General features: G+C 65.1%; 20 protein-coding genes. 17 read left to right on the forward strand and 3 right to left on the reverse strand.

The features are described 5' to 3' along the window. Positions 1-40: 40 nt before the first annotated feature. The 13 genes from ATF69_RS17535 to ATF69_RS17595 all read left to right on the forward strand — a co-directional run bounded on the left by ATF69_RS17535 (position 41) and on the right by ATF69_RS17595 (position 15,981). Positions 41-2,023, forward strand: a complete 1,983-nt coding sequence (locus tag ATF69_RS17535; protein ID WP_146871773.1) for an NAD(P)H-dependent oxidoreductase subunit E — start codon at positions 41-43, stop codon at positions 2,021-2,023. Continuing rightward, positions 2,020-4,923: a formate dehydrogenase subunit alpha gene (fdhF, locus tag ATF69_RS17540; protein WP_146871774.1), complete on the forward strand. Its 2,904-nt coding sequence runs from the start codon at positions 2,020-2,022 to the stop codon at positions 4,921-4,923. Before ATF69_RS17535 ends, fdhF begins: the two co-directional genes overlap by 4 nt. Positions 4,924-5,006: 83 nt before the next feature. Continuing rightward, positions 5,007-5,597, forward strand: coding sequence for a DUF3305 domain-containing protein (locus ATF69_RS17545; protein ID WP_146871775.1), 591 nt, complete (start codon positions 5,007-5,009; stop codon positions 5,595-5,597). Further along, entirely contained in the window at positions 5,590-6,315 is a 726-nt protein-coding gene (locus tag ATF69_RS17550; protein ID WP_146871776.1) for a DUF3306 domain-containing protein, read from the forward strand. The genes ATF69_RS17545 and ATF69_RS17550 overlap by 8 nt, the downstream gene beginning before the upstream one ends. Further along, the gene (locus ATF69_RS17555) at positions 6,275-8,344 is read left to right on the forward strand and encodes a 4Fe-4S binding protein (RefSeq protein ID WP_146871804.1); all 2,070 of its coding nucleotides are present in this window, start codon (positions 6,275-6,277) and stop codon (positions 8,342-8,344) included. Before ATF69_RS17550 ends, ATF69_RS17555 begins: the two co-directional genes overlap by 41 nt. Next, a complete protein-coding gene (locus tag ATF69_RS17560) occupies positions 8,341-8,973 on the forward strand; it encodes a TorD/DmsD family molecular chaperone (protein ID WP_056058612.1) in 633 nt (210 codons plus the stop codon). Before ATF69_RS17555 ends, ATF69_RS17560 begins: the two co-directional genes overlap by 4 nt. A gap of 148 nt (positions 8,974-9,121) precedes the next feature. Continuing rightward, complete coding sequence (locus ATF69_RS17565) at positions 9,122-9,331, forward strand: hypothetical protein (protein ID WP_056058615.1); 210 nt, start codon at positions 9,122-9,124, stop codon at positions 9,329-9,331. Between the two features lie 14 nt (positions 9,332-9,345). After that, positions 9,346-12,312, forward strand: a complete 2,967-nt coding sequence (locus tag ATF69_RS17570) for a formate dehydrogenase subunit alpha (protein WP_056746763.1) — start codon at positions 9,346-9,348, stop codon at positions 12,310-12,312. A 23-nt stretch (positions 12,313-12,335) separates the two neighbouring features. Beyond that, positions 12,336-12,953, forward strand: coding sequence for a formate dehydrogenase FDH3 subunit beta (fdh3B, locus tag ATF69_RS17575; protein ID WP_055402827.1), 618 nt, complete (start codon positions 12,336-12,338; stop codon positions 12,951-12,953). Continuing rightward, the gene (locus tag ATF69_RS17580) at positions 12,950-13,192 is read left to right on the forward strand and encodes a hypothetical protein (RefSeq protein WP_056058622.1); all 243 of its coding nucleotides are present in this window, start codon (positions 12,950-12,952) and stop codon (positions 13,190-13,192) included. Before fdh3B ends, ATF69_RS17580 begins: the two co-directional genes overlap by 4 nt. 8 nt (positions 13,193-13,200) lie before the next feature. Next, positions 13,201-14,421 carry a formate dehydrogenase subunit gamma gene (locus ATF69_RS17585; protein ID WP_056746762.1) on the forward strand — a complete coding sequence of 407 codons (1,221 nt, stop codon included), beginning with the start codon at positions 13,201-13,203 and terminating at the stop codon, positions 14,419-14,421. 11 nt (positions 14,422-14,432) lie between these two features. After that, complete coding sequence (locus tag ATF69_RS17590) at positions 14,433-14,825, forward strand: hypothetical protein (protein ID WP_146871777.1); 393 nt, start codon at positions 14,433-14,435, stop codon at positions 14,823-14,825. A gap of 208 nt (positions 14,826-15,033) precedes the next feature. Continuing rightward, positions 15,034-15,981, forward strand: a complete 948-nt coding sequence (locus ATF69_RS17595; protein WP_146871778.1) for a formate dehydrogenase accessory sulfurtransferase FdhD — start codon at positions 15,034-15,036, stop codon at positions 15,979-15,981. Between the two features lie 197 nt (positions 15,982-16,178). Here ATF69_RS17595 and ATF69_RS17600 read toward each other — a convergent pair whose 3' ends face one another. Next, entirely contained in the window at positions 16,179-16,529 is a 351-nt protein-coding gene (locus tag ATF69_RS17600; RefSeq protein ID WP_056058635.1) for an RNA recognition motif domain-containing protein, read from the reverse strand. Between the two features lie 117 nt (positions 16,530-16,646). Further along, the gene (locus ATF69_RS17605) at positions 16,647-16,886 is read right to left on the reverse strand and encodes a hypothetical protein (protein ID WP_192420591.1); all 240 of its coding nucleotides are present in this window, start codon (positions 16,884-16,886) and stop codon (positions 16,647-16,649) included. Between the two features lie 406 nt (positions 16,887-17,292). Here ATF69_RS17605 and ATF69_RS17610 point away from each other — a divergent pair, with 406 nt between their 5' ends. From ATF69_RS17610 to ATF69_RS17620, 3 genes are all read left to right on the forward strand, one after another. Continuing rightward, on the forward strand, positions 17,293-18,993 hold the full coding sequence (locus ATF69_RS17610) for a C13 family peptidase (RefSeq protein WP_146871779.1): 1,701 nt from the start codon (positions 17,293-17,295) through the stop codon (positions 18,991-18,993). A gap of 65 nt (positions 18,994-19,058) precedes the next feature. Further along, positions 19,059-21,578 (forward strand): ABC transporter permease, encoded by a 2,520-nt coding sequence (locus ATF69_RS17615; protein ID WP_146871780.1) that lies wholly within the window; start codon positions 19,059-19,061, stop codon positions 21,576-21,578. A 351-nt stretch (positions 21,579-21,929) separates the two neighbouring features. Then, the gene (locus ATF69_RS17620; protein WP_146871781.1) at positions 21,930-23,411 is read left to right on the forward strand and encodes a DEAD/DEAH box helicase; all 1,482 of its coding nucleotides are present in this window, start codon (positions 21,930-21,932) and stop codon (positions 23,409-23,411) included. Between the two features lie 74 nt (positions 23,412-23,485). Here ATF69_RS17620 and ATF69_RS17625 read toward each other — a convergent pair whose 3' ends face one another. Then, positions 23,486-24,328: a symmetrical bis(5'-nucleosyl)-tetraphosphatase gene (locus tag ATF69_RS17625; protein WP_146871782.1), complete on the reverse strand. Its 843-nt coding sequence runs from the start codon at positions 24,326-24,328 to the stop codon at positions 23,486-23,488. Between the two features lie 35 nt (positions 24,329-24,363). Here ATF69_RS17625 and ATF69_RS17630 point away from each other — a divergent pair, with 35 nt between their 5' ends. Further along, a complete protein-coding gene (locus tag ATF69_RS17630) occupies positions 24,364-25,659 on the forward strand; it encodes a hemolysin family protein (protein WP_146871783.1) in 1,296 nt (431 codons plus the stop codon). Positions 25,660-25,814 lie beyond the last annotated feature (155 nt).

The raw sequence follows: 25,814 nt of genomic DNA on the forward strand, positions 1-25,814 counted from the left end.
CCTGCATACAACCAGATCAACGCCCCCACGCCCCCGGTCCATGCACCTTGCCCCCGAAGCCCCCACCGTCGCCGCCGTGTCCGTCAACGACATGCGCGAACGCATTCGCCGCAAAAGCCGCCTCAAGGGCCGCCAGCCCGAAGACGCGGCCATGGCCGAGGTGGCGCAACTGCTGGGCCCGCGCCCGGCCACCGGCTTTCGGCGTGACCTGCTCATCGAATACCTGCACCGCCTGAACGACCACTTTGGCGTGCTGCACGACCGGCACCTGGTGGCACTCGCCAAGCAGATGAACCTGCCGATGGCCGAGGTGTACGAGGTGGCGAGCTTTTACCACCACTTCGAGATCGTGCGTGGTGAAGAGGCCCAGGCGCCCCGCCTGGTGGTGCGGGTGTGCGACAGCCTGAGCTGCAGCATGGCGGGCGCCCGCGACCTGCTGGCCGCGCTGCCCGAGCGCCTGCGCGCGGCCGGGCAGGGCGATGTGCAGGTGTTGGCTGTGCCCTGCGTGGGCCGGTGCGAGCAGGCGCCCGTGGCGGTGGTGCACCAGTGCCCGGTGCCCCACGCCACGGTCGGTGGGGTGCTGGAAGCAGTTGATTTAAAGCCCAATCGGGCGGTAGCGCTACATCCATATGCCCAAGGTGCTATCAATTTTGATATTGCTGAGTGTGTGGAGGCGAGCGTGCCTGCGCAGCCGGATGGAATCAGCCCCGCACACACCGACCTGGCCACCTACCGTGCCCACGGCGGGTACCAGACCGCCGCTGCGCTGGTCAATGGCGAGATGGACGCCGAGGCCGTGCTGGCCGCCATGGAAGACTCCGGCCTGCGCGGATTGGGGGGCGCAGGCTTTCCGGCCGGGCGCAAGTGGCGCATCGTGCGCGAGCAGGCCGCGCTCGCCGAGCGCCGGGCCGCCCCAAGCGAGGCGACGGCCCCCTCGGGGGGCAGCGGACCACGCGAAGCGGGGGAGCGTGCAGGCACGGCCGTGATGGCCGTCAACATCGACGAGGGCGAGCCCGGCACCTTCAAGGACCGCACTTATCTGGAGCGCGACCCGCACCGCTTTCTGGAAGGGGTGCTCATTGCCGCCCAGGTGGTGGGCACCGAGGCCATCTATATCTACCTGCGAGACGAATACCACGGCTGCCGTGCGCTGCTGCAGCGGGCTTTGGACGACCTGCGTGCCGATCCGCCATGCCCGCTGCCCCACATCGAACTGCGGCGCGGCGCGGGCGCCTACATCTGCGGCGAAGAGTCGGCCATGATCGAGAGCATCGAAGGCAAGCGTGGCGAACCCCGCATGCGCCCGCCCTACATCGCGCAGGTGGGTCTGTTCGGCCGGCCCACGCTGGAGCACAACTTCGAGACGCTGTACTGGGTGCGCGACATCGTGGAGCGCGGGCCGCAGTGGTTTGCCAGCTTTGGCCGCCACGGCCGCAAGGGCCTGCGCAGTTTCAGCGTGAGCGGCCGGGTGAAGCACCCTGGCGTCAAGCTCGCGCCTGCGGGCATCACGGTGCAGGAACTCATCGACGAATACTGCGGCGGCATGCGGGACGGCCACCAGCTCTATGCGTACCTGCCCGGCGGCGCCTCGGGCGGCATCCTGCCTGCCAGCCTGAACCAGATTCCTCTGGACTTCGACACGTTGCAGCCGTACGGCTGCTTTATCGGCTCGGCCGCCGTCATCGTGCTCAGCCAGCACGACCGCGCGCGCGACGCGGCGCTGAACGTGATGCGCTTTTTTGAACACGAAAGCTGCGGCCAGTGCACGCCCTGCCGTGTGGGCACGGCCAAGGCGGCCACGCTGATGCAAGCGCCGAAGTGGGATGAAGAACTGCTCGACGATCTGGCACAGGTAATGGCCGACGCCTCTATCTGCGGCCTGGGCCAGGCTGCGCCCAACCCCATCCGCTGCATCCACAAATACTTTGCGCACGAAGTGGGCGAGGAGCCCTGGCCGGGCGATTTGCCCAAGCCGCGTAACAGCCCGCTGACCGAACAACTGCCTACCGGGGTGAAGCCATGAGCGCCGTGTTGACTTCTGCCGCAGCGCAGCCCGGCGTGGCTTTCGAGCTGGACGGACAGCCCGTCACCGCCCATCCTGGCGAAACCATCCTGAAGGCTGCGCAGCGCCACGGCGTGGAGATCCCGCACCTGTGCTACAGCGACGGCCTGCGCCCCGACGGCAACTGCCGCGCCTGTGTGGTGGAGATCGCGGGCGAGCGCACGCTGGCCCCCAGCTGCTGCCGCGCGCCGACCGAGGGCATGAAGGTGAAGGCCGCCAGCCCCCGCGCCCGCAAGAGCCAGCAGATGGTGGTGGAGATGCTGCTGTCCGACATGCCGGACGTGGGCTACCAATGGAACGATGGGGTTGAATATGCTCCTGAATTGATAGCTGTTAGTGCATATCCATCTAGCGCTACAGGCCCATTGGATTCAAAAACTGCCCCAGCGGTAGGCCAGCACGGCGAGCTGAGCCGCTGGGCCAGCCGCCTGGGCGTCACCGTGCGCCCCGCGCTCCAAGCCCTGCGCCGCGAGCAACCCGCGCCCGATCTGAGCCATCCGGCCATGGCCGTGAATCTGGATGCCTGCATCCAGTGCAACCGCTGCGTGCGCGCCTGCCGCGAGGAACAGGTGAACGATGTGATCGGCTACGCGCTGCGCGGTGCCGACAGCAAGATCGTCTTCGACCTGGATGACCCCATGGCCGAGAGCACCTGCGTGGCCTGCGGCGAATGTGTGCAGGCCTGCCCCACGGGCGCGCTCAGCCCCAAGACGCACGTCGGCTCGCAAAAGGTGGACCGCAAGGTCGACTCGGTCTGCCCGTTCTGCGGCGTGGGCTGCCTCATCACCTACAACGTGCGCGATGAAAAGATCATCAGCGTCGAAGGCCGCGACGGCCCGGCCAACCACGGCCGCCTGTGCGTGAAGGGGCGCTTCGGTTTCGACTACGCCCACCACCCCGACCGCCTCACGGTGCCGCTGATCCGCAAACCCGGTGTGCCCAAGGAGGTGCGCCCCTACGGTGCCGACTGGCGCGACACCTTCCGCGAAGCGACCTGGGACGAGGCGCTGGGCCTGGCCGCCGGCACGCTCAGGTCGCTGCGCGACACGCACGGCCCCAAGGCGCTGGCGGGCTTCGGCTCGGCCAAGGGCAGCAATGAAGAGGCCTACCTGTTCCAGAAGCTGGTGCGCACCGGTTTTGGCAGCAACAACGTGGACCACTGCACCCGGCTGTGCCACGCGTCCAGCGTGGCCGCGCTGCTCGAAGGCGTGGGCTCCGGCGCGGTGAGCAACCCGGTGCACGACGTGGAACATGCCGAGCTGATCTTCGTGATCGGCTCCAACCCCACGGCCAACCACCCGGTGGCGGCCACGTGGATGAAGAACGCGGCGAAGCGTGGCGCCAAAATTGTGCTGGCCGACCCGCGCATCACCGACATTGGCCGCCATGCCTGGCGCACGCTGCAGTTCAAGGCCGACACCGACGTGGCCATGCTCAACGCGCTGATCCACACGGTGATCGACGAAGGCCTGGTGGATGAGGCCTTCATCCGCGACCGCGCCAACAACTTCGAGGCCTTGAAGGCCAACGTGATGGGTTGCAGCCCCGAGGCCATGGCCCCGGTGTGCGGCATCCCGGCCGAGACGCTGCGTGAGGTGGCGCGGGCTTTTGCTAGCACCAAGGCATCGATGATCCTCTGGGGCATGGGCGTGAGCCAGCACGTGCACGGCACCGACAACGCGCGCTGCCTGATTGCGCTGTGCGCCGTCACCGGCCAGATCGGCAAGCCCGGCTCCGGCCTGCACCCGCTGCGCGGCCAGAACAACGTGCAGGGCGCGAGCGACGCGGGGCTCATCCCCATGATGTTCCCCAACTACCAGCGGGTGGACAACGCCGGGGCGCATGCGTGGTTTGAGGATTTCTGGGGCACCAAGCTCGATGAGGCACCGGGCTACACCGTGGTCGAGATCATGCACAAGGCCTTGGCGCCTGACAGCGACCCGCACAAGGTGCGCGGCATGTACATCATGGGCGAGAACCCCGCCATGAGCGACCCCGACCTGAACCACGCGCGCCACGCGCTGGCCAGCCTGTCACACCTGGTGGTGCAGGACATCTTCCTGACCGAGACCGCCTGGCTGGCCGACGTGGTGCTGCCCGCCAGCGCCTGGCCTGAAAAAACCGGCACCGCCAGCAACACCGACCGCATGGTGCAGATGGGCCGCCGCGCGCTCAATCCGCCGGGCGATGCGCAGCCAGACCTGTGGATCATCCAGCAGATCGCCGCGCGCATGGGGCTTGGCTGGAACTACGAAGGCGAGGAGTCTGGCGTGGCCGCTGTCTACGACGAAATGCGCCAGGCCATGCACGCCAGCATCGAGGGCATCACCTGGGACCGCCTCGCACGCGATTCCAGTGTGACCTACCCCTGCCTCACGCCTGACGACCCGGGCCAGCCCATCGTCTTCACCGAAAAATTCCCAACGCCCACGGGCCGCCTGCAGTTGGTGCCCGCCAGCGTGATCCCGGCGGCAGAGAAGCCCGATGCCGACTACCCCCTGGTACTCATCACCGGTCGCCAGCTGGAGCACTGGCACACCGGTAGCATGACGCGGCGCAGCACCGTGCTGGACGCGATCGAGCCCATGGCCACCGCGTCGCTGCATGGCGACGAACTGGCGCGGCTGGGCGTGGCGCCCGGCGCGCTGGTGGGCATCCGCTCGCGGCGCGGCATGGTGCAGGTGCGCGTGCGCCGCGACGACGGCACGCCGCGCGGCACGGTGTTCATGCCATTTGCCTATGTGGAGGCGGCGGCCAATCTGCTCACCAACGCGGCGCTGGACCCGTTCGGCAAGATCCCCGAATTCAAATATTGCGCCGTGGCGGTGGAGGTCATGCAGGCCACTGGCGTGCCGGGCTGACACCGCGTGATCCGTACGCTGGCTGTGGGGCTTTGCACCGCGCGCTGCGGGCAAGGGGTTACTCCGGGGTACAGTCGCAGCCCATGACAGAGCGCCCCTACACCGACGTTGCCGTGATCATGCGGCGCGAGCACATCGACAACCGCTGGCAGCCCTGGCGGTGGTCGCTGGCCGAGGTGGTGATCCACGAGCCCGCCTTTGGGACCGAACCCCGCCCTCTGATCCAGGACGAGCGCGAGCAGCGCTGGCTGTTCCCGGGCTTTCGCGTGGAGCTGTTCCGCGACGACGCCGAGGGTTATCACCTGAACCTCACTTCGCCCGCGCCCTGCTGGTTTGTGATGTGGCGCCAGGATGAAGACACCGGCGCGGGCGAGGTCCCCATGGCCCGCCCGGTGGCGGTGAGCCTGAGCTACCACGACGCCGGCCGCTGGCTGGACGCACAGGAAACCGTGGAGCAAGTGCCCGCCGATGCCGAGGTGGTGGAGGCACTGCGCGCCTTTGTGGCCGAGCATTACCAGCCCGAGCCCAAGCGCCGCAAGCGGCCCGAGAGCTTTCGCACGCTGCAGGACCGCTTTGGCAACCCCGCGTCCGTGTCCACCGACAAGCCGCGTGGCGGCGGTGGTGGTGGTGGCGGCCATGCGGGAGGCGCGCGAGGAGGTGGCGACCATGGCTGACGGATTCCTCGGCCGCTGGTCGCGGCGCAAGCAGGATGTGCTAGCGGGCAAGCCCGTGCAGGACCCGCCGCCGCCCGCCCCCCAGGTGGCAACCCCCGCGCCGGTGGCCGCTGTGGCTGCGCCCGTCGCACCTGCAGCCCCTGCCCCGGAGGTGCCACCGCCGCCCACATTGGCGGATGCTGAGGCGCTCACGCCCGCGTCCGACTTCAAACCGTTTGTGGCCCGTGCCGTGTCGCCTGAGGTGCGCAATCTGGCCATGAAAAAGCTGTTTGCCGACCCGCACTTCAATGTGATGGACGGCCTGGACATTTACATCGGCGACTACACCCAGCCCGACCCGCTGCCTGCAGGCATGCTGCGCAAGATGGCCAGTGCGCATGCACTAGGCTTTTTTGACCACGAGAAAAAGGCCGCGACCGCTGCGCAGGGTTTGCCAGGTGATGCTGCGCCGGACGCGGCCCCTGCGGCCGCAATATCCCCGCCGGGCAGTCAGCCTCGGGATGATGCGGAGGCGCAAAGCCCCCCAGACGTGGCACAGTCCCAGGTATGCAACGCTGTTCCTAGCGTTCCCTCTAGCGAGCCTGAGGTGGCCCCACGCTCTGCCCAGGATGCGGTGGTCACGCCAGCCAGCCATACCCACAATGACCACGACGCTCATCTGCGACTGCAACCAGACGATGCCCCTCAACGCCAAGGCGTTGGGCGAGGCACTGCATGAAGACCTGACCCTTCACTCCACCCTGTGCCGGCGCGATGCGGGGGCGTTCCAAAAGGCCATCCAGTCCGGGCAGGACGTGGTGGTGGCCTGCACCCAGGAGCAGCGCCTGTTTGGCGACCTGGGCCAGCAGACCGAAGGCGCGGTGTCGCCCATCCGGTTTGTGAACATCCGCGAAACCGGGGGCTGGAGCCGCGATGCCGCCAAGGCCAGCCCCAAGATCGCCGCGCTGCTGGCGGCCGCCCGGCTGCCCGACCCTCCGCCCGTACCCACGGTCACCTACAAAAGCACGGGCCGCTTGCTGATCATCGGACCGCTCGACCAGGCCGAGCAGGCGGCTGCCCTGGTGTCGGATGTGCTGGATGTGACGCTGTTCACCCAAGGCCCTGGCAATGCCGGTGGCGCGCAGGCACGGCGCTATCCGGTGCTGGGTGGCCGCATCACGGGCCTCACCGGCTGGCTGGGTGCGTTTGAGCTGCAATGGGCGGCCGACAACCCCATCGACCTGGACCTGTGCACGCGCTGCAACGCCTGCGTGGCGGCCTGTCCCGAAAACGCGATTGGCCTGGATTACCAGATCGACCTGGCCGCCTGCCAGTCGCACCGCGCCTGCGTGAAGGTGTGCCAGGTGGCGGGCGCCATCGACTTCACCCGAGATGCCACGGCGCATACCGAGCGTTTTGACCTGGTGCTGGACCTGCGTTCATCCACTGCCACGCCCACCTTCCTGCAGCACGCGCTGCCGCAGGGTTACCTGCGCTGGGACGGGCGGGACCTGGGCACGCTGCTCAAGCTGCGCGAGCTGGTGGGCGAGTTCGAGAAGCCCAAGTTTTTTGTCTACAAACAAAAGCTCTGCGCTCACAGCCGCAACGAAACCGTGGGCTGCAATGCCTGCGCGGACATTTGCTCGGCCGAGGCCATCAGCAGCGACAAGGGCCGCCAGCAAATCAAGGTGAACCCCAACCTGTGTGTGGGCTGCGGCGCCTGCACCACCGTGTGCCCCACGGGCGCACTGACCTATGCCTACCCCAGTGCGACGGAGCAGGGCACCAAGCTCAAGACGCTGCTGTCCACCTACACCGCCGCCGGCGGCAAGGATGCGGTATTGCTGCTGCACAGCCAGGAGCGCGGCCAGGCGCTGGTGGAAGAACTGGGCCGTGCTGCTCAGCTGAAGCTGGCGCACGGCGTGCCTGCCAACGTGATCCCGGTGGCGCTGTGGCACACGGCCAGCACGGGGGTGGACCTGTGGCTGAGTGCCATGGCCTATGGTGCGTCGCAGGTGGTGGTGTTGAGTACCGATGAAGAAGCCCCGCAGTACCTCGAAGGCCTGCAGGCGCAAATGGACGTGGCGCAGGCCATCCTGCGCGGCCTGGGCTACACCGGCACCCATGTGCAGTTGCTGCGTGCCAACCACCCCACCGCGCTGGATGCTGCACTGCAGACCCTGGGCCAGACGCGCCAGAAGACCCCGGCCGTGGCTGCACGCTTTGCGGTGGCCCAAGAGAAGCGCAGCACGCTGGAGATGGCACTCGACCACCTGATCGAGCAGGCCCCGATGCCCGTAGACGAGCGGCCTGCGGCCATTGCTCTGCCTGCCGTGGGGTCGCCACTGGGCACGATTGAAGTCAGCAAAGATCGCTGCACCCTGTGCCTGAGCTGCGTGAGCGCCTGCCCCGCCAGTGCGCTGCAGGACAACCCGCAGATGCCGCAGCTGCGCTTCATCGAAAAGAACTGCGTGCAGTGTGGCCTGTGCGCCACCACCTGCCCCGAAGACGCCATCACCCTGCAGCCGCGCCTGCTGCTCACGCCCGAGCGTGCACAGCTGCGTGTGCTCAACGAGGCCAAGCCCTGGGCCTGTGTGCGCTGCAGCAAACCCTTTGGCACGGTGAAAGCCATCGAGGCCATGCTGGGCAAACTGTCGGGCCACCCCATGTTCCAGGGCGAGGCGCTGGAGCGGCTGAAGATGTGCAGTGACTGCCGCGTGATTGACTTGTATTCCGCACAAAACGAGACGAAAGTGACCGACCTGTGAGCGCTCCATCCACCTTGACCCCCCTGGGCGGCAGCTCTGCGCTCGATGAAGAAACCGCCCGCGCCGAGCTGTATGGCTTGTTGTCGCAGCTGTACTACGCAGCGCCCGGCCCGGAGCTGCTGTCGGCCTTGCGGGTGGCAGTGACGGAGGCGCCTGCCGATGGCGGCTTTTTGCAGGAGCCCTGGCAGCAACTGGTGGCGGCGTCGCGTGCGCTCAGCGATGCTGCCATTGCGCAAGAGTTTGACCGGCTCTTTGGTGGTGTGGGCAAGCCCGAGGTGTTTTTGTATGGCTCGCACTACCTCAGCGGGTTTCTCAACGAGAAGCCGCTGGCGCGTCTGCGTACCGATCTGCAGCAGCTGGGCCTGGCGCGGGACGAGACCATGCCCGAGACCGAGGACCACGTGGCCTACCTGCTGGAGGTCATGCGCTACCTGATCGCTGGAGACGATGTAGCTGTCTGCAACCTGACATCGCAGCGTGAATTTTTTTCAACGCATCTGCAGCCCTGGGTTCTTCAGCTCTGCGATGCTTTGGCCGCACAGCCGCAAGCACGGTTTTATGCGGCTGTGGCGCACTTCACGCGGGCCTTTGTGTCGGTGGAGACCCAGGGCTTCGACATGTTGGATTGATCCCTCCAGATGCTCGTAAACCCTCGATATGCCGCTACAAAAGATGAGTGTGTTACTGGGAGTTGTAAAGCCCGATGGCGGGTTTTTACACACTGACATAGACTGTATGAATTCCGTTTCATAGCTGCCAGCCTTTCTGGAGACAAGCATGCAGAACAGCCAGCCAAATTCCTCCCGCCGGAGCTTCTTTTCCGGCGCCGCCACCGTAGGGGCTGCCGCAGCAGCCGTGGTGGCACTCCCCCATGTCGCGCCGTCCGATGCCGTGGTGTCCGAGCCCGCGCGCGTCGCACCCGAAAAGGGCGGTGGCTACCACCTGTCTGCCCGCGTGAAGCAGTACTACAAGACCACCCAACTTTGACATCGGGGCACGCCATGTTGCTAACCAAGAAGTCTTCCCATTCTGTGCAGGGCAACGGCTCTGCATCGCCTTTTGTGCACAGCCTGCGCCGTGGCCTGTCGCAGGCCCTGCCCACCATGGACCGTCGCTCGTTCCTGCGCCGCTCTGGCCTAGGAGTGGGCGTGGGCATCGCGGCCTCGCAGCTCACGCTGGTCAAGAAATCCAACGCTGCTGAAGGTGCCAAGGTCGGCATCGGCGACAGCAAGATCGAAGTGCGCCGTACGGTGTGCACCCACTGCTCGGTGGGCTGCGCGGTCGATGCCGTGGTCGAGAACGGCGTGTGGGTGCGCCAGGAGGCGGTGTTCGACTCGCCCATCAACCTGGGTGCCCACTGCGCCAAGGGCGCAGCGCTGCGCGAGCACGGTCATGGCGAGTACCGCCTGCGTTATCCCATGAAGCTGGTCAACGGCAAATACGAGCGCATCAGCTGGGACACGGCCCTGAACGAAATCACGGCCAAGATGCAGGAGCTGCGCAAGGCCAGCGGTCCTGACAGCGTGTACTTTGTGGGTTCGTCCAAGCACAACAACGAGCAGGCCTATCTGCTGCGCAAGTTCGTGAGCTTCTGGGGTACCAACAACTGCGACCACCAGGCGCGTATCTGCCACTCCACCACGGTGGCGGGGGTGGCCAATACATGGGGCTACGGCGCCATGACCAATTCGTACAACGACATGCAAAACAGCAAGGTCGCTCTGTACATCGGCTCCAACGCGGCCGAAGCGCATCCGGTGTCCATGTTGCACATGCTGCACGCCAAGGAAACCGGCTGCAAGATGATCGTGGTGGACCCGCGCTTCACCCGCACGGCCGCCAAGGCGGACGAGTACGTGCGCATCCGCTCCGGTACCGACATTCCCTTCCTGTTTGGTGTGCTGTACCACATCTTCAAGAACGGCTGGGAAGACAAGAAGTACATCAACGACCGTGTCTATGGCATGGACAAGGTGCGTGACGAAGTGCTGGCCAAGTGGACGCCTGACAAGGTGGAAGAGGCTTGTGGCGTCAAGGAAGACCAGGTTTTCAAGGTCGCCAAGATGCTGCACGAGAACAACCCTGGCACCATCGTGTGGTGCATGGGCCAGACGCAGCACACCATCGGCAATGCCATCGTGCGTGCATCGTGCATCTTGCAGTTGGCTTTGGGCAACGTGGGCAAGAGCGGTGGCGGCACCAACATCTTCCGCGGCCACGACAACGTGCAGGGCGCAACCGACGTGGGTCCCAACCCAGACTCGCTGCCTGGCTACTACGGCCTGGCCGAAGGCTCGTGGAAGCACTTCGCCGCTGTGTGGGGAGTGGACTTCGAGTGGATCAAGAAGCAGTATGCGTCGCCCGCGATGATGACCAAGAACGGCATCACCGTGTCGCGCTGGATCGACGGTGTGCTGGAGAACAACGAGCTGATCGACCAGGACTCCAATCTGCGCGGCGTGTTCTTCTGGGGCCATGCGCCCAACTCGCAGACCCGTGGTCTGGAGATGAAGCGCGCCATGGACAAGCTGGACCTGCTGGTGGTGGTGGATCCTTACCCGTCCGCCACCGCCGCGATGGCTGCCATGCCAGGCAAGGCCGAAGATTTGAACCCGAACCGTGCGGTGTACCTGCTGCCCGCAGCCACGCAGTTCGAGACCAGTGGTTCGTGCACGGCATCCAACCGGTCGCTGCAGTGGCGCGAAAAAGTGATCGAGCCGCTGTGGGAGAGCCGCTCCGATCACATGATCATGCACCAGTTCGCCGAAAAGCTGGGCTTTGCCGCCGAGCTCTCCAAGAACTACAAGATGCAGAAGGTCAAGGGCATGGACGAGCCCGTGCCCGAGGACATCCTGCGCGAGATCAACAAGTCGGTCTGGACCATTGGCTACACCGGCCAGAGCCCTGAGCGCCTGAAGGCCCACATGAAGAACATGCACCTGTTCGATGTGAAGACCCTGAAGGCCAAGGGCGGCAAGGACAAGGAGACTGGCTACGACTTTGGCGGTGACTATTTTGGCCTGCCATGGCCCTGCTACGGCACGCCGGAGCTCAAGCACCCAGGCTCGCCCAATCTGTACGACACCTCCAAGCATGTGATGGAAGGCGGCGGCAACTTCCGCGCCAACTTCGGCGTGGAAAAGGATGGCGTCAACCTGCTCGCAGAGGACGGCTCCCATTCGGTGGGCAGCGAGATCACCACGGGCTACCCCGAGTTCGACCACGTGCTGCTCAAGAAACTGGGCTGGTGGGACGATCTGAGCGATGCCGAAAAGGCCAAGGCCGAGGGCAAGAACTGGAAGACCGACCCCACGGGCGCGATCATCCGGGTGGCCCTCAAGCACGGTTGCCATCCATTCGGCAATGCCAAGGCGCGCGCTGTGGTGTGGAACTTCCCTGACGCCATTCCGCAGCACCGTGAGCCTCTGTATGGCACGCGTCCTGACCTCATGGCCAAGTACCCGACCCACGACGACAAGAAGGCCTTCTGGCGCCTGCCCACGCTGTACAAGAGCGTGCAGGAGAAAAACGTGGCCGACAAGGTGCACGAGAAATTCCCGCTCATCATGAGCTCGGGCCGACTCGTGGAGTACGAAGGCGGCGGCGAGGAAACTCGCTCTAACCCCTGGCTCGCGGAACTGCAGCAGGAGTCGTTCGTCGAGATCAACCCCAAGACAGCGGCCGACCGGGGCATCCGCAACGGCGAGCGTGTATGGCTCAGTTCTCCCACCGGTGCCCGCATCAATGTGCAAGCACTCGTCACCGAGCGCGTGGCACCCGATACCGTGTGGATGCCTTTCCACTTCTCGGGCCGCTGGCAAGGGGCGGATATGCTGGCGTACTACCCCAAGGGTGCGGCACCTGTGGTGCGCGGTGAAGCCGTGAACACGGCCACCACCTATGGCTACGACAGCGTGACCATGATGCAAGAAACCAAGACCACGATCTGCAACGTGGAACGCGCCTGATCGCGCCACGCAAGGAGACACACATGGCACGAATGAAATTCATCTGTGACGCAGAGCGCTGCATCGAATGCAACGGCTGCGTGACCGCCTGCAAGAACGAACACGAAGTACCCTGGGGCGTGAACCGCCGCCGCGTGGTCACCCTGAACGACGGTGTGCCGGGTGAAAAGTCCATCTCGGTGGCCTGCATGCACTGCAGCGACGCACCCTGCATGGCGGTCTGCCCTGTCAACTGCTTCTACCGCACCGAAGAGGGTGTGGTGTTGCACGACAAGGACGTGTGCATTGGCTGCGGCTACTGCAGTTATGCCTGCCCGTTTGGCGCGCCGCAGTTCCCGTCATCCGGCACCTTTGGTGTGCGCGGCAAGATGGACAAGTGCACCTTCTGCGCCGGTGGTCCTGAAACCCATGGCAGCCAGGCCGAGTTTGAAAAATACGGCCGCAATCGCCTGGCCGAAGGCAAGCTGCCCGCCTGCGCAGAAATGTGTTCTACCAAAGCCCTGCTGGCCGGTGACGGCGATGTGGTGGCGGACATCTTCCGCAACCGCGTGGTGCAGCGTGGCAAGGGCGCCGAAGTGTGGGGCTGGGGCACGGCCTACGGCTCACAGCAGGCAGGTCAGCCTGCAGGAGGCAAGTCATGATGCAGCGCACCATACACATGACCTTGGCCGCTGCGGTGGCCGCCCTGGCATTGACGGGCTGCGGCGAGAAACCGCAGACCGGCGCGGGCATTCGCAGCGATGCTCCGTCTTACGCCGGCACCGGCAGCAACTTCACGCAGCCTGGCTGGAAAGCCGGCGACAAAACCAGCTGGGAGGCGCAGTTGAAAGCGCGCCAGCAGTACGGCCAGAACGAATACACCCGCACCCAGGCGAAGTGAGGTCCACCATGAAATACATCGTGTGGTCCATGGCCTTGGCGGCCAGCCTGGCCTGTGGGGTGGCTGGCGCCCAGACGCCGCCTCCTGCGCCCGACGCATCTGCGGCAGCTCCTGCAGCCACGGCTGCACCGGCTGCGGTGGGGGGGGTACAAAGCCAGAATATCTTTCAGGTCAAACCCGACGCCAGCGCTGATCCCAAATACGCGGAACAGACCAATGGCGAGCGCATGAAGGTGCAGCCCGGCAACAACGCGCCCATGTGGCGCCAGGTGGGGCAGGGCGTGACAGGCTACAGCAGCTTGCCTGAGACCCAGGCGCCCGAGGCGGGCAACCTGATCCAGCGCTTTGTGCAGTACCCCGGCTCGCGCTACACCAATGCGGGCGAGGCGTGGCGGCAAGTGCGCAACCACTGGATCATCCCCTACGGTGCGGCGCTGTTTGCCATTGTGTTGCTGGCTTTGGGCATCTTCTACTTTGTGAAAGGCCCGCTGGGGCATGAGCATCCCGACGGCACCGGTCCCCGCCGTATCGAGCGTTTCACCCCGTTCGAGCGCGCGGCCCACTGGGCCAATGCGTTTGCATTCGTCGCGCTGGCCATCTCCGGCATCGTGATGGCGTTTGGCAAGTTCTTCCTGTTGCCCATCCTGGGGACCACGCTTTTTGGCTGGTTGACCTATGCGCTCAAGAACGTTCACAACTTTGTGGGTCCGTTGTTTGCAGTGTCGCTGCTGGTGATCATTCTTACCTTCATCAAGGACAACATCGCCAACCGCGCTGACTTTGTCTGGTTGGCCAAGGGCGGCGGCATGCTGGGCAAGGGCAATCACGAGGTGCCCTCACACCGCTTCAATGCGGGCGAGAAGGGCTTGTTCTGGTGGGGCATCACCATCCCCGGCATCTTCGTGGTGGCCACTGGCCTGGTGCTCGACAAACTCATCCCCGGCTTTGGCGACGTGCGTGGCGACATGCAGATCGCCCACATGATCCACGCCACTCTGGCCATCTGGATGATGGCGCTGATCTGTGGTCATATCTACATGGGCACAGTGGGCATGAAGGGTGCCTACAAGGCCATGCGCACCGGCTATGTGAGCGAGGGCTGGGCCAAGGAACACCATGAGCTGTGGTACGACGATGTGCAGGCCGGCAAGATCCCGCGCCAGCGCAGCGCCAGCCAGTCAGCGACCGACGTAACAGCATCTGCGGGCCAGCAGCCCGCCCAGGTATGAGGATCCACTCCATGACGAGATCAAGCATCCGCACCTCTTGGCTGGCGCTGTGCGCGGCAGCCGTATGCACTGTGGCATCCGCCAAGCTGCCGGCCCCGTCCCCCGAGGCGGCCGCCAAGGCCGCCGAAGCGGCAGCCAAGGCTGCGTGGGCTGGCAAGGTGGACAACTACAAGTTGTGCCTGTCGCAAGACAAGGTGGCTGCGCACTACCGCAAGACCACGCCTTCGGCCAAGCCAGCGGCTGCTACTGGTGCTGCTTGCACGGACCCTGGTCCCTTCGCCTACACGCCGCCAGCGGCCAAGCCTGCAGAGGCTGCTGGTGCACACTCGCCACCTGGCACAGCCAGCAGCCCTCCCAGCACTCAGGTACCTGCCGCTGCAGCTGCACCAGCCTCCAAGTCCTGACACGCGCCCTGCAGCGCTGTGCTCGAAGCCGCGTTCCCTCGTGAGGCGCGGCTTTTTTTGTGGGCGCGATGTGCCAAGCGCATCGCCGAGCCAGCACTCGCAGAGCGATACGGCACCAGCCTGCCCCCTTGGTGCAGTGGACCGGGCCACGCAGCGGTTCATTCCAGTGCGCCAACCGCCGTAGCACCACACTGCGTATATTTGCCCCATGAGTTCCAGTTCTTTGCCCACTCCTTCCGGTTTGTCTTCGCCCTCTCTGCCGCGCCTGACGCAGGCCCACGCACCGCTGACCCATGCAGTCGAGGTCGTCAACGAACTGGGCGCACGGGAGCAGGTACAGATTCCCGCCGAGCGTCCGCTCACGATCTACGTAGACAAGCGCGAGCTCGTGACGCTGATGACACTGGGCGCACAACCAGAGCTGCTGGTGCTGGGTTATCTGCGCAACCAGCGGCTGGTCGAATCGGTGCTCGACATCGAATCGATCACGGTCGATTGGGAGGTCCACGCCGCCGCTGTGCGCACGCGCCATGGCATTGCACGGATCGAAGAGCGCACGGCCAGCAAGGTCGTCACCACGGGCTGCGGACAGGGCAGCGTGTTTGGCGGGCTAATGGACGAAGTGGACCGCATCCAGTTGCCCGAAGCCCACCTGACCCAGGGCCAGCTGTACGGCATCGTCAACGCGATTCGCCTCAAGGAGACCACCTACAAGTCGTCCGGTTCGGTGCACGGCTGTGCCCTGTTCAAGGGGGAGGACTTACTGATTTTTGTGGAAGACGTCGGCCGCCACAATGCGATCGACACCATCGCAGGTTGGATGTGGATGAATCCTGAGACGTGCTCATCCAGCGACTGGGCAGGAGACCCCGCAACCTCTCCCATGTCGGGGGCAGACAAGGTGTTCTACACCACCGGCCGCCTTACCAGCGAGATGGTCATCAAGTCGGCGCAGATGGGGGTGCCCATTGTGGTGTCTCGAAGCGGCATGACCCAAATGGGCCACGCCGTGGCTCAGCAGCTGGGCCTGTGCGCCATCGGGCGCGCCACCAACCGCCGGTTTGTGTGCTACAGCGCTACGCACCGCCTATTGCTGCAGCCAGAACTGGCCCAGGCACCGGTGGTACCCCCCGCCCGGGCTGCAGGTGAAGTGTGAGGCGGCAGCGCTCAATGGTTAGCGCCCGCGCAGACGGGGTGGTGCTGGGGCCGTTGCCGCTCAATAGTCTTTGAGTCGGCCACCGCAGCGGCGTCGAGCACCATCGGCCCGCCTTGGCCTGCGGCCCATGCAAGGGCATGGAGCGAGACGAAAAAAGCCGGCTGCAGCGAGCCGGCTTTTTTCATGAGCCACAGGGCTCAATAGCGGCCGCCGCCGTAGCCGCCCGTGCCATAGCCAACGTCCGAGCGTTTGCTCGCACTGTAGCCATTGGCGCTGTAGCCCCCTGCGCCGCCACCTTCTTCACGGGGGCGGGCCAGATTCACCACAATCGAGCGCCCATCGACGGACATGCCGTGCAGCGCGCTGATGGCGGCTTGGGCCACTTCGGCCGACGCCATTTCGACAAAGCCAAAGCCCTTGGAGCGACCGGTTTCGCGGTCCATCATGACCTTGGCGGAGGACACATTGCCGAACTCGGCAAAGTTGCTTTGCAGGCTGGAATCGGTCACGGAATAGGGCAGGTTGCCCACGTAGATCTTGGTGCTCATGGAAGAGCCTTTCTGAAGGATGGCACGCAACGAAGGGCGCACCGTTGGGGTACAGCACTGTGGGCGGGAGCCCACGGCAACTGGGATGAGGACATGGAGCCTGCGGTCAGCAGAGCTTCAGCACACAGGGGGATGGGACATGCACGCTTGGAGCCAGCCCTGGGTGACGGCAAACAGCCTGGCAGCTTCGCGCGATGCAAAGGCTTTGTCAAAACGGAACACTCGGCAGTAGCTGCCGTTGCCACTTGAACGATGGACCGAGAAGGAGGCGCGGAAGCGGCCGCAGTCGGTCGGGTGTGTCGCGGGCGAAACGACGTACTGGCCCATGGAAATGGCGTTATTTGAAATCTGGTGCATTCGGAACCGCAGGCCGTCATCGACCTGCGTGAGCATCGAGGGACTCGGTGGGCTGCAGCTCTTCAGACCCACTGGGCGACAAGGTCGCAAAAGGCGGCCTGCCGCGGCGCGTTAGACCGCTGGGAGGCAGGCGTTGCGGTGACTGCTGGCGTCAAGAGCCGTGACTGCAACGAAGTGAAGTATATGCGATATGTTATTTAATTTTTATTTAATATCATTTTTGGTTTTAAAAAGACGGCGTCCGTGCCTCGATTCCTCCTGCGAAGGCCGATGGGCGCTGGCGCAATGGGGAGCTCGACCATCGCTCTCCATCGTCTTTTGGCCCGTTCCTGAAGCCTCTTGCGTCCTGGCTTCGACGGATTCCGCGGCCACAGAAGGCGTCACCCCGCGATGGCATGATGCGCGCATGAAAGACCTGAACGCCAGCAGCAGCACCTGGGCCGACACGTTGCCCAGCCAGTGGGGACCAGAACTGGCCCACACGGAAATTGAAGTTCCTTTGAGCCGGTCGCCACAAGACCTGCCCACATCGTCTGCCATCAGGGCGATTTCCGCCACGGAGCGCCTTTCACTGTGGGGCTGGATGCGCGAAGGACTGCGCGCTGCACTGTTTCTGGCGCCGCGTACAGGGGCTGCGGCACCCACGCCCTGGCAGTTGCTGGTGTTGTCGTTGATCAGCGGCGCGTTGCTGGTGGGCGCTGCACGGTTACAGGTCGCGGGCCCGGCCCAGTTCAGCGTGCGTGGCTGGCTCACCCCCATGTGGAGCAGCCTGGTGCTGCTGTGGCTGGCTTGGTGGGCCATGGCGCCAGCACAGCGTGCTCCTACCCCTGCGCCCGAGCTGGGTGTGCCCGGCCCTTCGGGCGGGCTGGCCGCGTGGTATGTGCTGTCGGCGTGGGCGCCCTTGGCCCCCTTGCTGGTGCTCTATGTCCTGATGGCATTGGCGGTTCACCAGCCTGCACTGTGGAATGGGACGGTGGCAAGCATCCTTTTCTGGGTGGCCTACGGCGTGCTCACGGTATGGGTGCTGGCCACGTTAGTGGTGGTGAGTGCCCGCTTCATCCGATCTCGGGTGCGCACTGCGGTCTTTGGCGTGGCGATGGCTGTGGTGGTCGGGGTGGGCATGTGGCAGTTTCAGGACCAGCCCTGGGAGGAAGACGCCCTGGCGGTGGCCGATGCGTCGGCCGCGTCCGCCGACGGAGCACAGCCTCCAGAGCCTGCGCAACTGGCGCTATCGCAAGGCCTTTTTGAGAACCAGCAGCTGCTGTGGCAACAGCAGGTGGATGCTTTGTTGCCTCAGCGTCCCGGCGTTGTGGATGTCTATGGGTTGGTGTTCGCGCCCTATGCGGATGAAAACGTGTTCCGCCGCGAAAGCACGATGGTCAACACGCTGCTACAGGAGCGGTTTGACGCCCAGGGCCGGGTTCTGCACCTGCTCAACCATGCTGAAACTGCCGAGACCCACCCCTGGGCGACGCCCGAGAATCTGCAACGCGCCATTGCCGCGCTGGCCGCGCGCATGGATCGCGAGCATGATGTGCTGGTGATTTACATGACCTCGCATGGCGCACGCAACCATGAACTGGCCGCCGCACACTGGCCGCTGCAGGTGCCCCCGGTGACGCCGGAGATGCTGCGCGCAGCGCTGGACGAATCGGGTATCCGCAACCGCGTGATCGCAGTGTCTGCCTGCTTTTCGGGAGGCTGGATCGAACCGCTGGCCACCGACAGCACCCTGATCATGACGGCGGCCGACGCCACCCACACCTCGTATGGCTGCGGCAGGCTGTCTGAGCTGACCTTCTTTGGCCGCGCGGTGTTTCATGAACAACTGCGCCAGTCCCATTCCTTCACCGAGGCCTTTGCCAAGGCTGTGCCGCTGATTCAGCAGCGTGAGGTCGAGGCCGGCAAGGCCGACGGATTTTCGAACCCGCAGATCCGCGTGGGCCAACAGATCGCCCCGGTGTTGCAGGCGCTGGAACAGCGGCTGCAGACGGAGGCACCAAATGCCTCCAGCGCAGCCCCGGCGCCGGCGGCAGACGCTCCGAGCCCGGTGCCGGCGACAGCTGCGGCGACCGACCCCGCCACAGCGCCACCCCCGCGGCCCTGATGGGTTGACCAAGTTCTAACACCCCACGGCCCGCCAGCCCGTTCGCTTTGCGCTAAGGTCTGCCCATGAACCTGTCTCTCCTGCGCCTTGGCTGGCGCACCCTGGCCCGGGACCTGCGCGCGGGCGAGTTGCGCCTGTTGATTGTGGCGGTCACCCTGGCAGTGGCCGCGCTCACATCTGTGGGTTTTTTTGCCGATCGCCTGCAAGGCGGACTGCAGCGCGACGCTCTGCAGCTGCTGGGGGGGGATGCAGTCGTGGCCAGCGACAACCCAACGCCCGCGGCATTCGTGGAGCGCGCCAAGGCGCTGGGGTTGCAATCGGTGACCACGCTGGGCTTTCCGACCATGGGCCGCGCGAGCGATGCGCAGGGCGGCGCCAGCAAGCTGGTGGCACTCAAGAGCGTGCAGCAGGGTTACCCGCTGCGCGGCAGCCTCACGGTGGCAGATGCCCCCGGCGCGCTGGAGCAGCCGACGCGTGACATCCCGGCGCCCGGCGAGGTGTGGGTGGACGCGCCACTGCTCGAATCGCTCAACCTCGCCATGGGCGACAAGCTGTTGCTGGGCGATGCGCAACTGCGCATCGCGCGCATCATCGTCATCGAGCCTGACCGGGGGGCGGGTTTCATGAGCTTTGCGCCACGTGTGATGGTGAACGAACGCGACCTGCCCGCCACGGGGCTCGTGCAGCCTGCCAGCCGCCTGACCTACCGCTTTGCCGTGGTCGGCCCGGCGTCGGCCATCAAGGCGTTCAACGATTGGGCGGTGGTCGAGGCCAAGAAGCCCGAAGTGCACGGCGTGCGCGTGGAGTCGCTGGAAAGCGGCCGCCCCGAGATGCGCCAGACGCTGGACCGCGCGCAGAAATTCCTGAGCCTGGTAGCGCTGCTGGCTGCACTGTTGTCTGCCGTGGCCGTGGCGCTGGCCGCGCGCGGGTTTGCTGCGGAGCACCTCGACGCTTCGGCCATGCTGCGTGTGCTGGGGCAGAGCCAGCGCACCATTGCTGGGGCCTACACCACGGAGTTCGCGCTGATCGGCCTGTTTGCCAGCTCCTTGGGTGTGGCGCTGGGCTATGTGGTGCATTACGCGTTTGTGCTGCTGCTGGCGGGATTGGTGGAATCGGCCTTGCCTTTGCCCAGCCTGTGGCCGGTGGTGTTTGGCCTGGGCATGGGGCTCACGCTGCTGTTTGCGTTTGGCTTGCCGCCGGTGCTGCAGCTGGCGCAGGTGCCGCCATTGCGGGTGATACGGCGTGATGTGGGGGGGCTCAAGCCCGCCTCGCTGGCAGTGCTGGGTATCGGCATTGCGGGCTTCGCTGCGCTGTTGCTGGCCGTCAGCAGCGACATCAAGCTGGGTCTGATTGCTGTGGGCGGTTTTGCCGGCGCCGTGGCGCTGTTTGCAGGCCTGTCATGGGTCGCGGTCAAGCTTCTGCGCAAGAGCGTGAACGAAAGCACGGCACCGCGCTGGCTTGTACTGGCCACGCGGCAGATTTCTGCGCGCCCGGCCTATGCCGTGGTGCAGGTCAGCAGTCTGGCGGTGGGTCTGCTGGCCCTGGTGCTGCTGGTGCTGCTGCGCACCGACCTCATCAGCAGCTGGCGCAAGGCGACCCCGCCCGATGCCCCCAACCGTTTTGTCATCAACGTGATGCCTGACCAGTCGGAGGCCTTTCAGCAGACGCTCAAGGACAGCGGAGTGGGTCGCTACGACTGGTACCCCATGATCCGCGGCCGGCTGGTGGCTGTGAACGGCAAGCCAGTGGGCCCCGACAATTACACCGACGACCGCGCCAAGCGCCTGGTGGACCGAGAATTCAACCTGTCCAACGCTGTGGAGGCACCGCCCCACAACCAGGTGGTGGCTGGGCGCTGGACGCCCGGCGAGGAGGGCGCCATCAGCGTGGAAGAAGGTATTGCCCAGACGCTGGGCCTGCAGCTGGGTGACCGTTTGCAGTTCGATATGGGCGGCGTGCAGGACGAGGCCCGCATCACCAGCCTGCGCAAGGTGGACTGGGGCTCCATGCGCGCCAACTTCTTTGTGATGTACCCGGTGGCCGAGGTCAAGGATGTCCCGGTCACCTACCTGGCCGCCTACCGCGCTCCAGAAACCCACGGTTTCGACAACGCGCTGGTGCGCCAGTTTCCCAACATCACCAACGTGGACATGGGCGCCACCATTGCCCAGGTGCAGCGGGTGCTGGAGCAGGTGATCCGGGCGGTGGAGTTCTTGTTTGCCTTCACGCTCGCAGCTGGGCTGGTGGTGCTGTTTGCCGCCGTCACGGCCACCCGCGAAGAGCGCGCACGCGAGTACGCCATCATGCGTGCCGTGGGGGCCCGTGCCAGCCTGCTGCGTCAGGTGCAGCGGGCCGAGCTGGTGGGTGTGGGTCTGCTGGCGGGCTTTCTGGCCAGCGCGGTGGCGGTGGGCGTGGGCTGGGCATTGGCGCGTTATGTGTTTGACTTCACCTGGACCGCCGCCCCCTGGGTGCCGCTGGCCGGTGCGCTCGCGGGCGCGGTGCTGGCGCTGGCCGCAGGCTGGTGGGGTCTGCGCGAGGTGCTGCTGCGCCCGGTGGTGGACACGCTCAGGCGGTCTGCCGAGTAACTGGACAGCAGCAGGCGCACAGCACTGCGTCCGGAAAGGGTGAGAGTCCGCACGAGCACCCTCTGCCTTTGGCCGGTGCCAAGCGCTTTCCGAGGGGGTTTGTCGTGGCAGCTGCGGGACATTGCTCGCCCCGCGATGCAACGACCGCACGCGGCGCAAGGTGTTGCGGCCATTGGCCTCGCCGGCCCAGAGTTCGAATAAAACAGACGATAGCGCCGAATTCATATGCGCTGTTAGCTATCAAATAGATAGCGAATACTCGCCAATGCGCTGGCTGCGCCTACTGCATTTTTGCTGCTCCGGGCCCGAAAAATCGCTTTTTGGGCCACCGGTGCGACAATAGAGGGCTAAATGACAAGTTCCTTTTCCAATCTATCGCTGGCTGAGCCGCTGGCGCGCGCCGTAGCCGAAATGGGCTACGAGTCCATGACGCCCATCCAGGCGCAGGCCATCCCGGTGGTGCTCACCGGCCAGGACGTGATGGGCGCAGCCCAGACCGGCACCGGCAAAACCGCCGCGTTCTCGCTGCCTTTGCTGCAGCGCCTGCTCAAGCACGAGAGCAGTTCCACATCCCCCGCTCGCCACCCTGTGCGCGCTCTGGTGCTGTTGCCCACCCGTGAGCTGGCCGACCAGGTGGCCCAGCAGATTGCGCTGTACGCCAAGTACACCAAACTGCGCAGCACGGTGGTGTTTGGCGGCATGGACATGAAGCCCCAGACCATCGAGCTGAAAAAAGGCGTCGAAGTGCTGGTGGCTACGCCGGGCCGCCTGCTCGACCATATCGAGGCCAAGAATGCGGTGCTCAACCAGGTGGAGTACGTGGTGCTCGACGAGGCCGACCGCATGCTGGACATCGGTTTTCTGCCCGACCTGCAGCGAATCCTGAGTTACCTGCCCAAGCAGCGCACCACGCTTCTGTTCAGCGCCACCTTCTCGCCCGAGATCAAGCGCCTGGCCAGCAGCTACCTGCAAAACCCCATCACCATTGAGGTGGCCCGCCCGAACGAAACGGCCTCCACGGTGGAGCAGCGCTTTTACAGCGCCAATGATGACGACAAGCGCCGAGCCATCCACCAGGTGCTCAAGACGCGGGGCATCAAGCAGGCTTTCATTTTCGTGAACAGCAAGCTCGGATGCGCCCGTTTGGCGCGCAGCCTGGAGCGTGAGGGCCTCAAGACCGCAGCCTTGCACGGCGACAAGAGCCAGGACGAGCGACTGAAGGCGCTGGAAGCCTTCAAGAGCGGCGAGGTTGATCTGCTGGTGTGTACCGATGTGGCTGCGCGCGGCCTGGACATCAAGGACGTGCCGGCGGTGTTCAACTTCGACGTGCCTTTCAATGCGGAAGACTATGTGCACCGTATTGGGCGCACAGGCCGTGCCGGCGCGTCCGGCCTGGCCGTCACACTGGTGTCGGGCAGCGATGCCCGCCTGGTGGCCGACATTGAGAAGCTGATCAAGAAAAAGATCGATCTCGAAGCCATCGAATACGAAGAAGACCGCCCCCGCGGTCGCATCAATGACGGCCGCCGCGCATGGCGCGAAGCGGGCGAGACCGGTGATCCGCGCGATGTCATTCCCGCTGCCGTGCGTGAGCGCAACGAGCGCCGCGAACCCCGCGAGTCGCGTGAACACCACCGGGGTTTCCGCCCTGCCGTGGCCTCGCGCGATCCCTTCTTCGAAAAGCCTTACGAACCCAGCAGTGCGGATACCGCCCCCGCCTGGGAGGCTGCCGCCAAATCGCCTGCGCGCAGCAGCATTTCGGCCAACATCAAGCCCAAGCGCAAGGTGGCAGCCTTGTTCAAGGCGGTTCAACCTGAGACCTCCACGCAGTAACAGCTGGCGCTCTTTGCGCTGGCTGCCGTGGTGTGCGTCCCGGGCGCGTTGACTGCCCGGGTCAATCCCCAGCTCTAGCCCGGCTGCTGCGCCTGTTCGCAATGCACCTGCAGCAGCTCGCGGTCAGCCAGTGTCGCGCCGAAACGCACGGCACTCAGGCACCCTCCCCATACACAGCCGGTATCCAGGCCCAGGAGTTCGCTGCGGTTGAGCCAGCCTAGTGTGGACCAGTGGCCAAAGGCCATCAGCGTGCCAGCGGTGCGCCGGCCTGGCACATCAAACCAGGGCATCAGGCCCTCTGGGGCAGCGCTGGCACTTTCGGTGCTTTCAAAATCCATCACACCGTCGAATGAGCAAAAGCGCATGCGCGTCAGCGCGTTCACTATCACGCGCAGCCGGTCAGTGCCTGTGAGGGTATCGCTCCAGTGGTCCGGCGTGTTGCCATACATGCTGTGCAAGAAGGCGGGCAGGTCCGGGCTACCCAACACGGCATGGACCTCCTGCGCGCGTTCCAGGGTGTCTGTGGGAGTCCAGGCGGGGACCACGCCCGCATGCACCATCAGCAGGGTCTGGCCGGCATGCTCGTGGGCCCGTGCCAATGGCTGGTGGCGCAGCCACTCGAGCAAATCGCTGCGGTCCGGGGCGTCGAGCACCGAGGCCAGGGTGTCGCGGCGCGAGGGCTTGCGCGCGCCGTGTGCGGCAGCGAGCAAGTGCAGGTCGTGGTTGCCCAGCAGGCAGCGGATGGCGTCGCCCTGCTGCATGCAGCGGCGCAGCACGGCGGCGGAGTCGGGGCCGCGGTTGACGAGGTCCCCCAGCAGGTACACCGTGTCACGGCTGCCAGAAAAGCCGATGGTGTCGAGCAGGCGCCCCAGGGCGTCGTCGCAGCCCTGAATGTCGCCGATACAGTAAAGTGCCATGATGGTCGTCGGTTGCAAACCTGATTGAGTGAAGCATGGATTTTCTGCTGATCGCGCTGCTGACCCTGCTCAACGGCGTGTTCGCGATGTCCGAGCTGGCGCTGGCGTCAAGTCGCAGGTCGCGCCTGACCGCCATGGCCGAGGCGGGTGACAAGGGCGCACAGGCCGCTCTGGCGCTGCTTGAGAACCCCACGCAGTTTTTGTCCTCGGTGCAAGTGGGCATCACTTCTATTGGCATGCTCAACGGGATCCTCGGAGAGGCTGCTTTCAGCGATGACCTGGGGCTGTGGCTGCAGCAGCTCGGGATGCCTGTGCGGGCCGCCAGCATCACCGCCACCGCGCTGGTGGTAACCGTAATCACCTTCGTCACCATCGTGTTTGGCGAACTGGTGCCCAAACGCATCGGACAGCTCTATCCCGAGGCGGTGTCCCGCCTGGTGGCGCGACCCATGGCCTGGGTGGCCCGGGTGGCCAAGCCTTTTGTGCGCCTGTTGTCGCTCTCAACCCAAGGGGTGCTGCGCCTGATGCAGGTGGACAACACAGCAGGGCGTTCGGTCACGGAAGAAGAAATCGTTGCCAGCCTGGAAGAAGGGCGCGAGGCCGGTGTGATCGAGCACCATGAGCACCAGATGGTGCGAAACGTGTTTCGCCTGGATGATCGGCCATTGACCTCGCTGATGGTGCCGCGCAGTGATGTGGGCTGGCTCGATGCAGGGTGGTCGGTGTTGCAGGGCTTGCAGCAGGCGGGCCGTGGCGGCGAGCATGCCGCGCATTCGTGGTACCCCGTGTGCCGCAACTCGCTGGACGAGGTGGTGGGTATTGTGAGCGTGGCACGGTTGCTGGAGCTGGGGCCTGATGCGCCCGGCACGCTGGAACAGTATGTGAAGCCCGCCGCCTTTTTGCCCGAGACCTTGAGCGGCATGGAGCTGCTGGAGCAGTTTCGAGCGCGCTCGGGGCGCATGGTGTTTGTGGTGGACGAATATGGCGTGGTGCAGGGCATCATGACCCCGCACGATCTGCTCGAAGCCATTACCGGTGAATTGCAGCCCGGCGCTGCCGCCGATGCCTGGGCTACCCCGCGTGGTGATGGCGCATGGCTGCTGGATGGGCTGATGCCTGTGTCCGAACTCAAGGCCCGCCTGGATATTCGAGATCTGCCGCAGGAAGACCGTGGGCGGTATAACACCCTGGCGGGGTTTTTGATGGCAGAAACGGGGCATTTACCTGCCGTAGGCGAACAGATTGTGTGCGTGGGCTGGATATTCGAGGTGCTGGCCCTGGAGGGCAAACGCATTGACCGCGTATTGGCACAGCCTGACAGCGCACTTTGAAGCCTTTGTGGCTTCTTGGACCACCGGCTGTCCAGGTACTGAATATGCCAGGCGGTATTTTTGTGGTTTCTTAATGCAAAATCTTTACCCCGGCGTGTGCTCGCAGCGGTTATCCATATAATCGCGTTGTCACCAACCCCATTTTCTTATTCAGA

Origin of the sequence: Acidovorax delafieldii, assembly GCF_007993815.1 — a bacterium.
GTDB classification, from domain to species: Bacteria; Pseudomonadota; Gammaproteobacteria; order Burkholderiales; family Burkholderiaceae_C; genus Acidovorax; species Acidovorax delafieldii.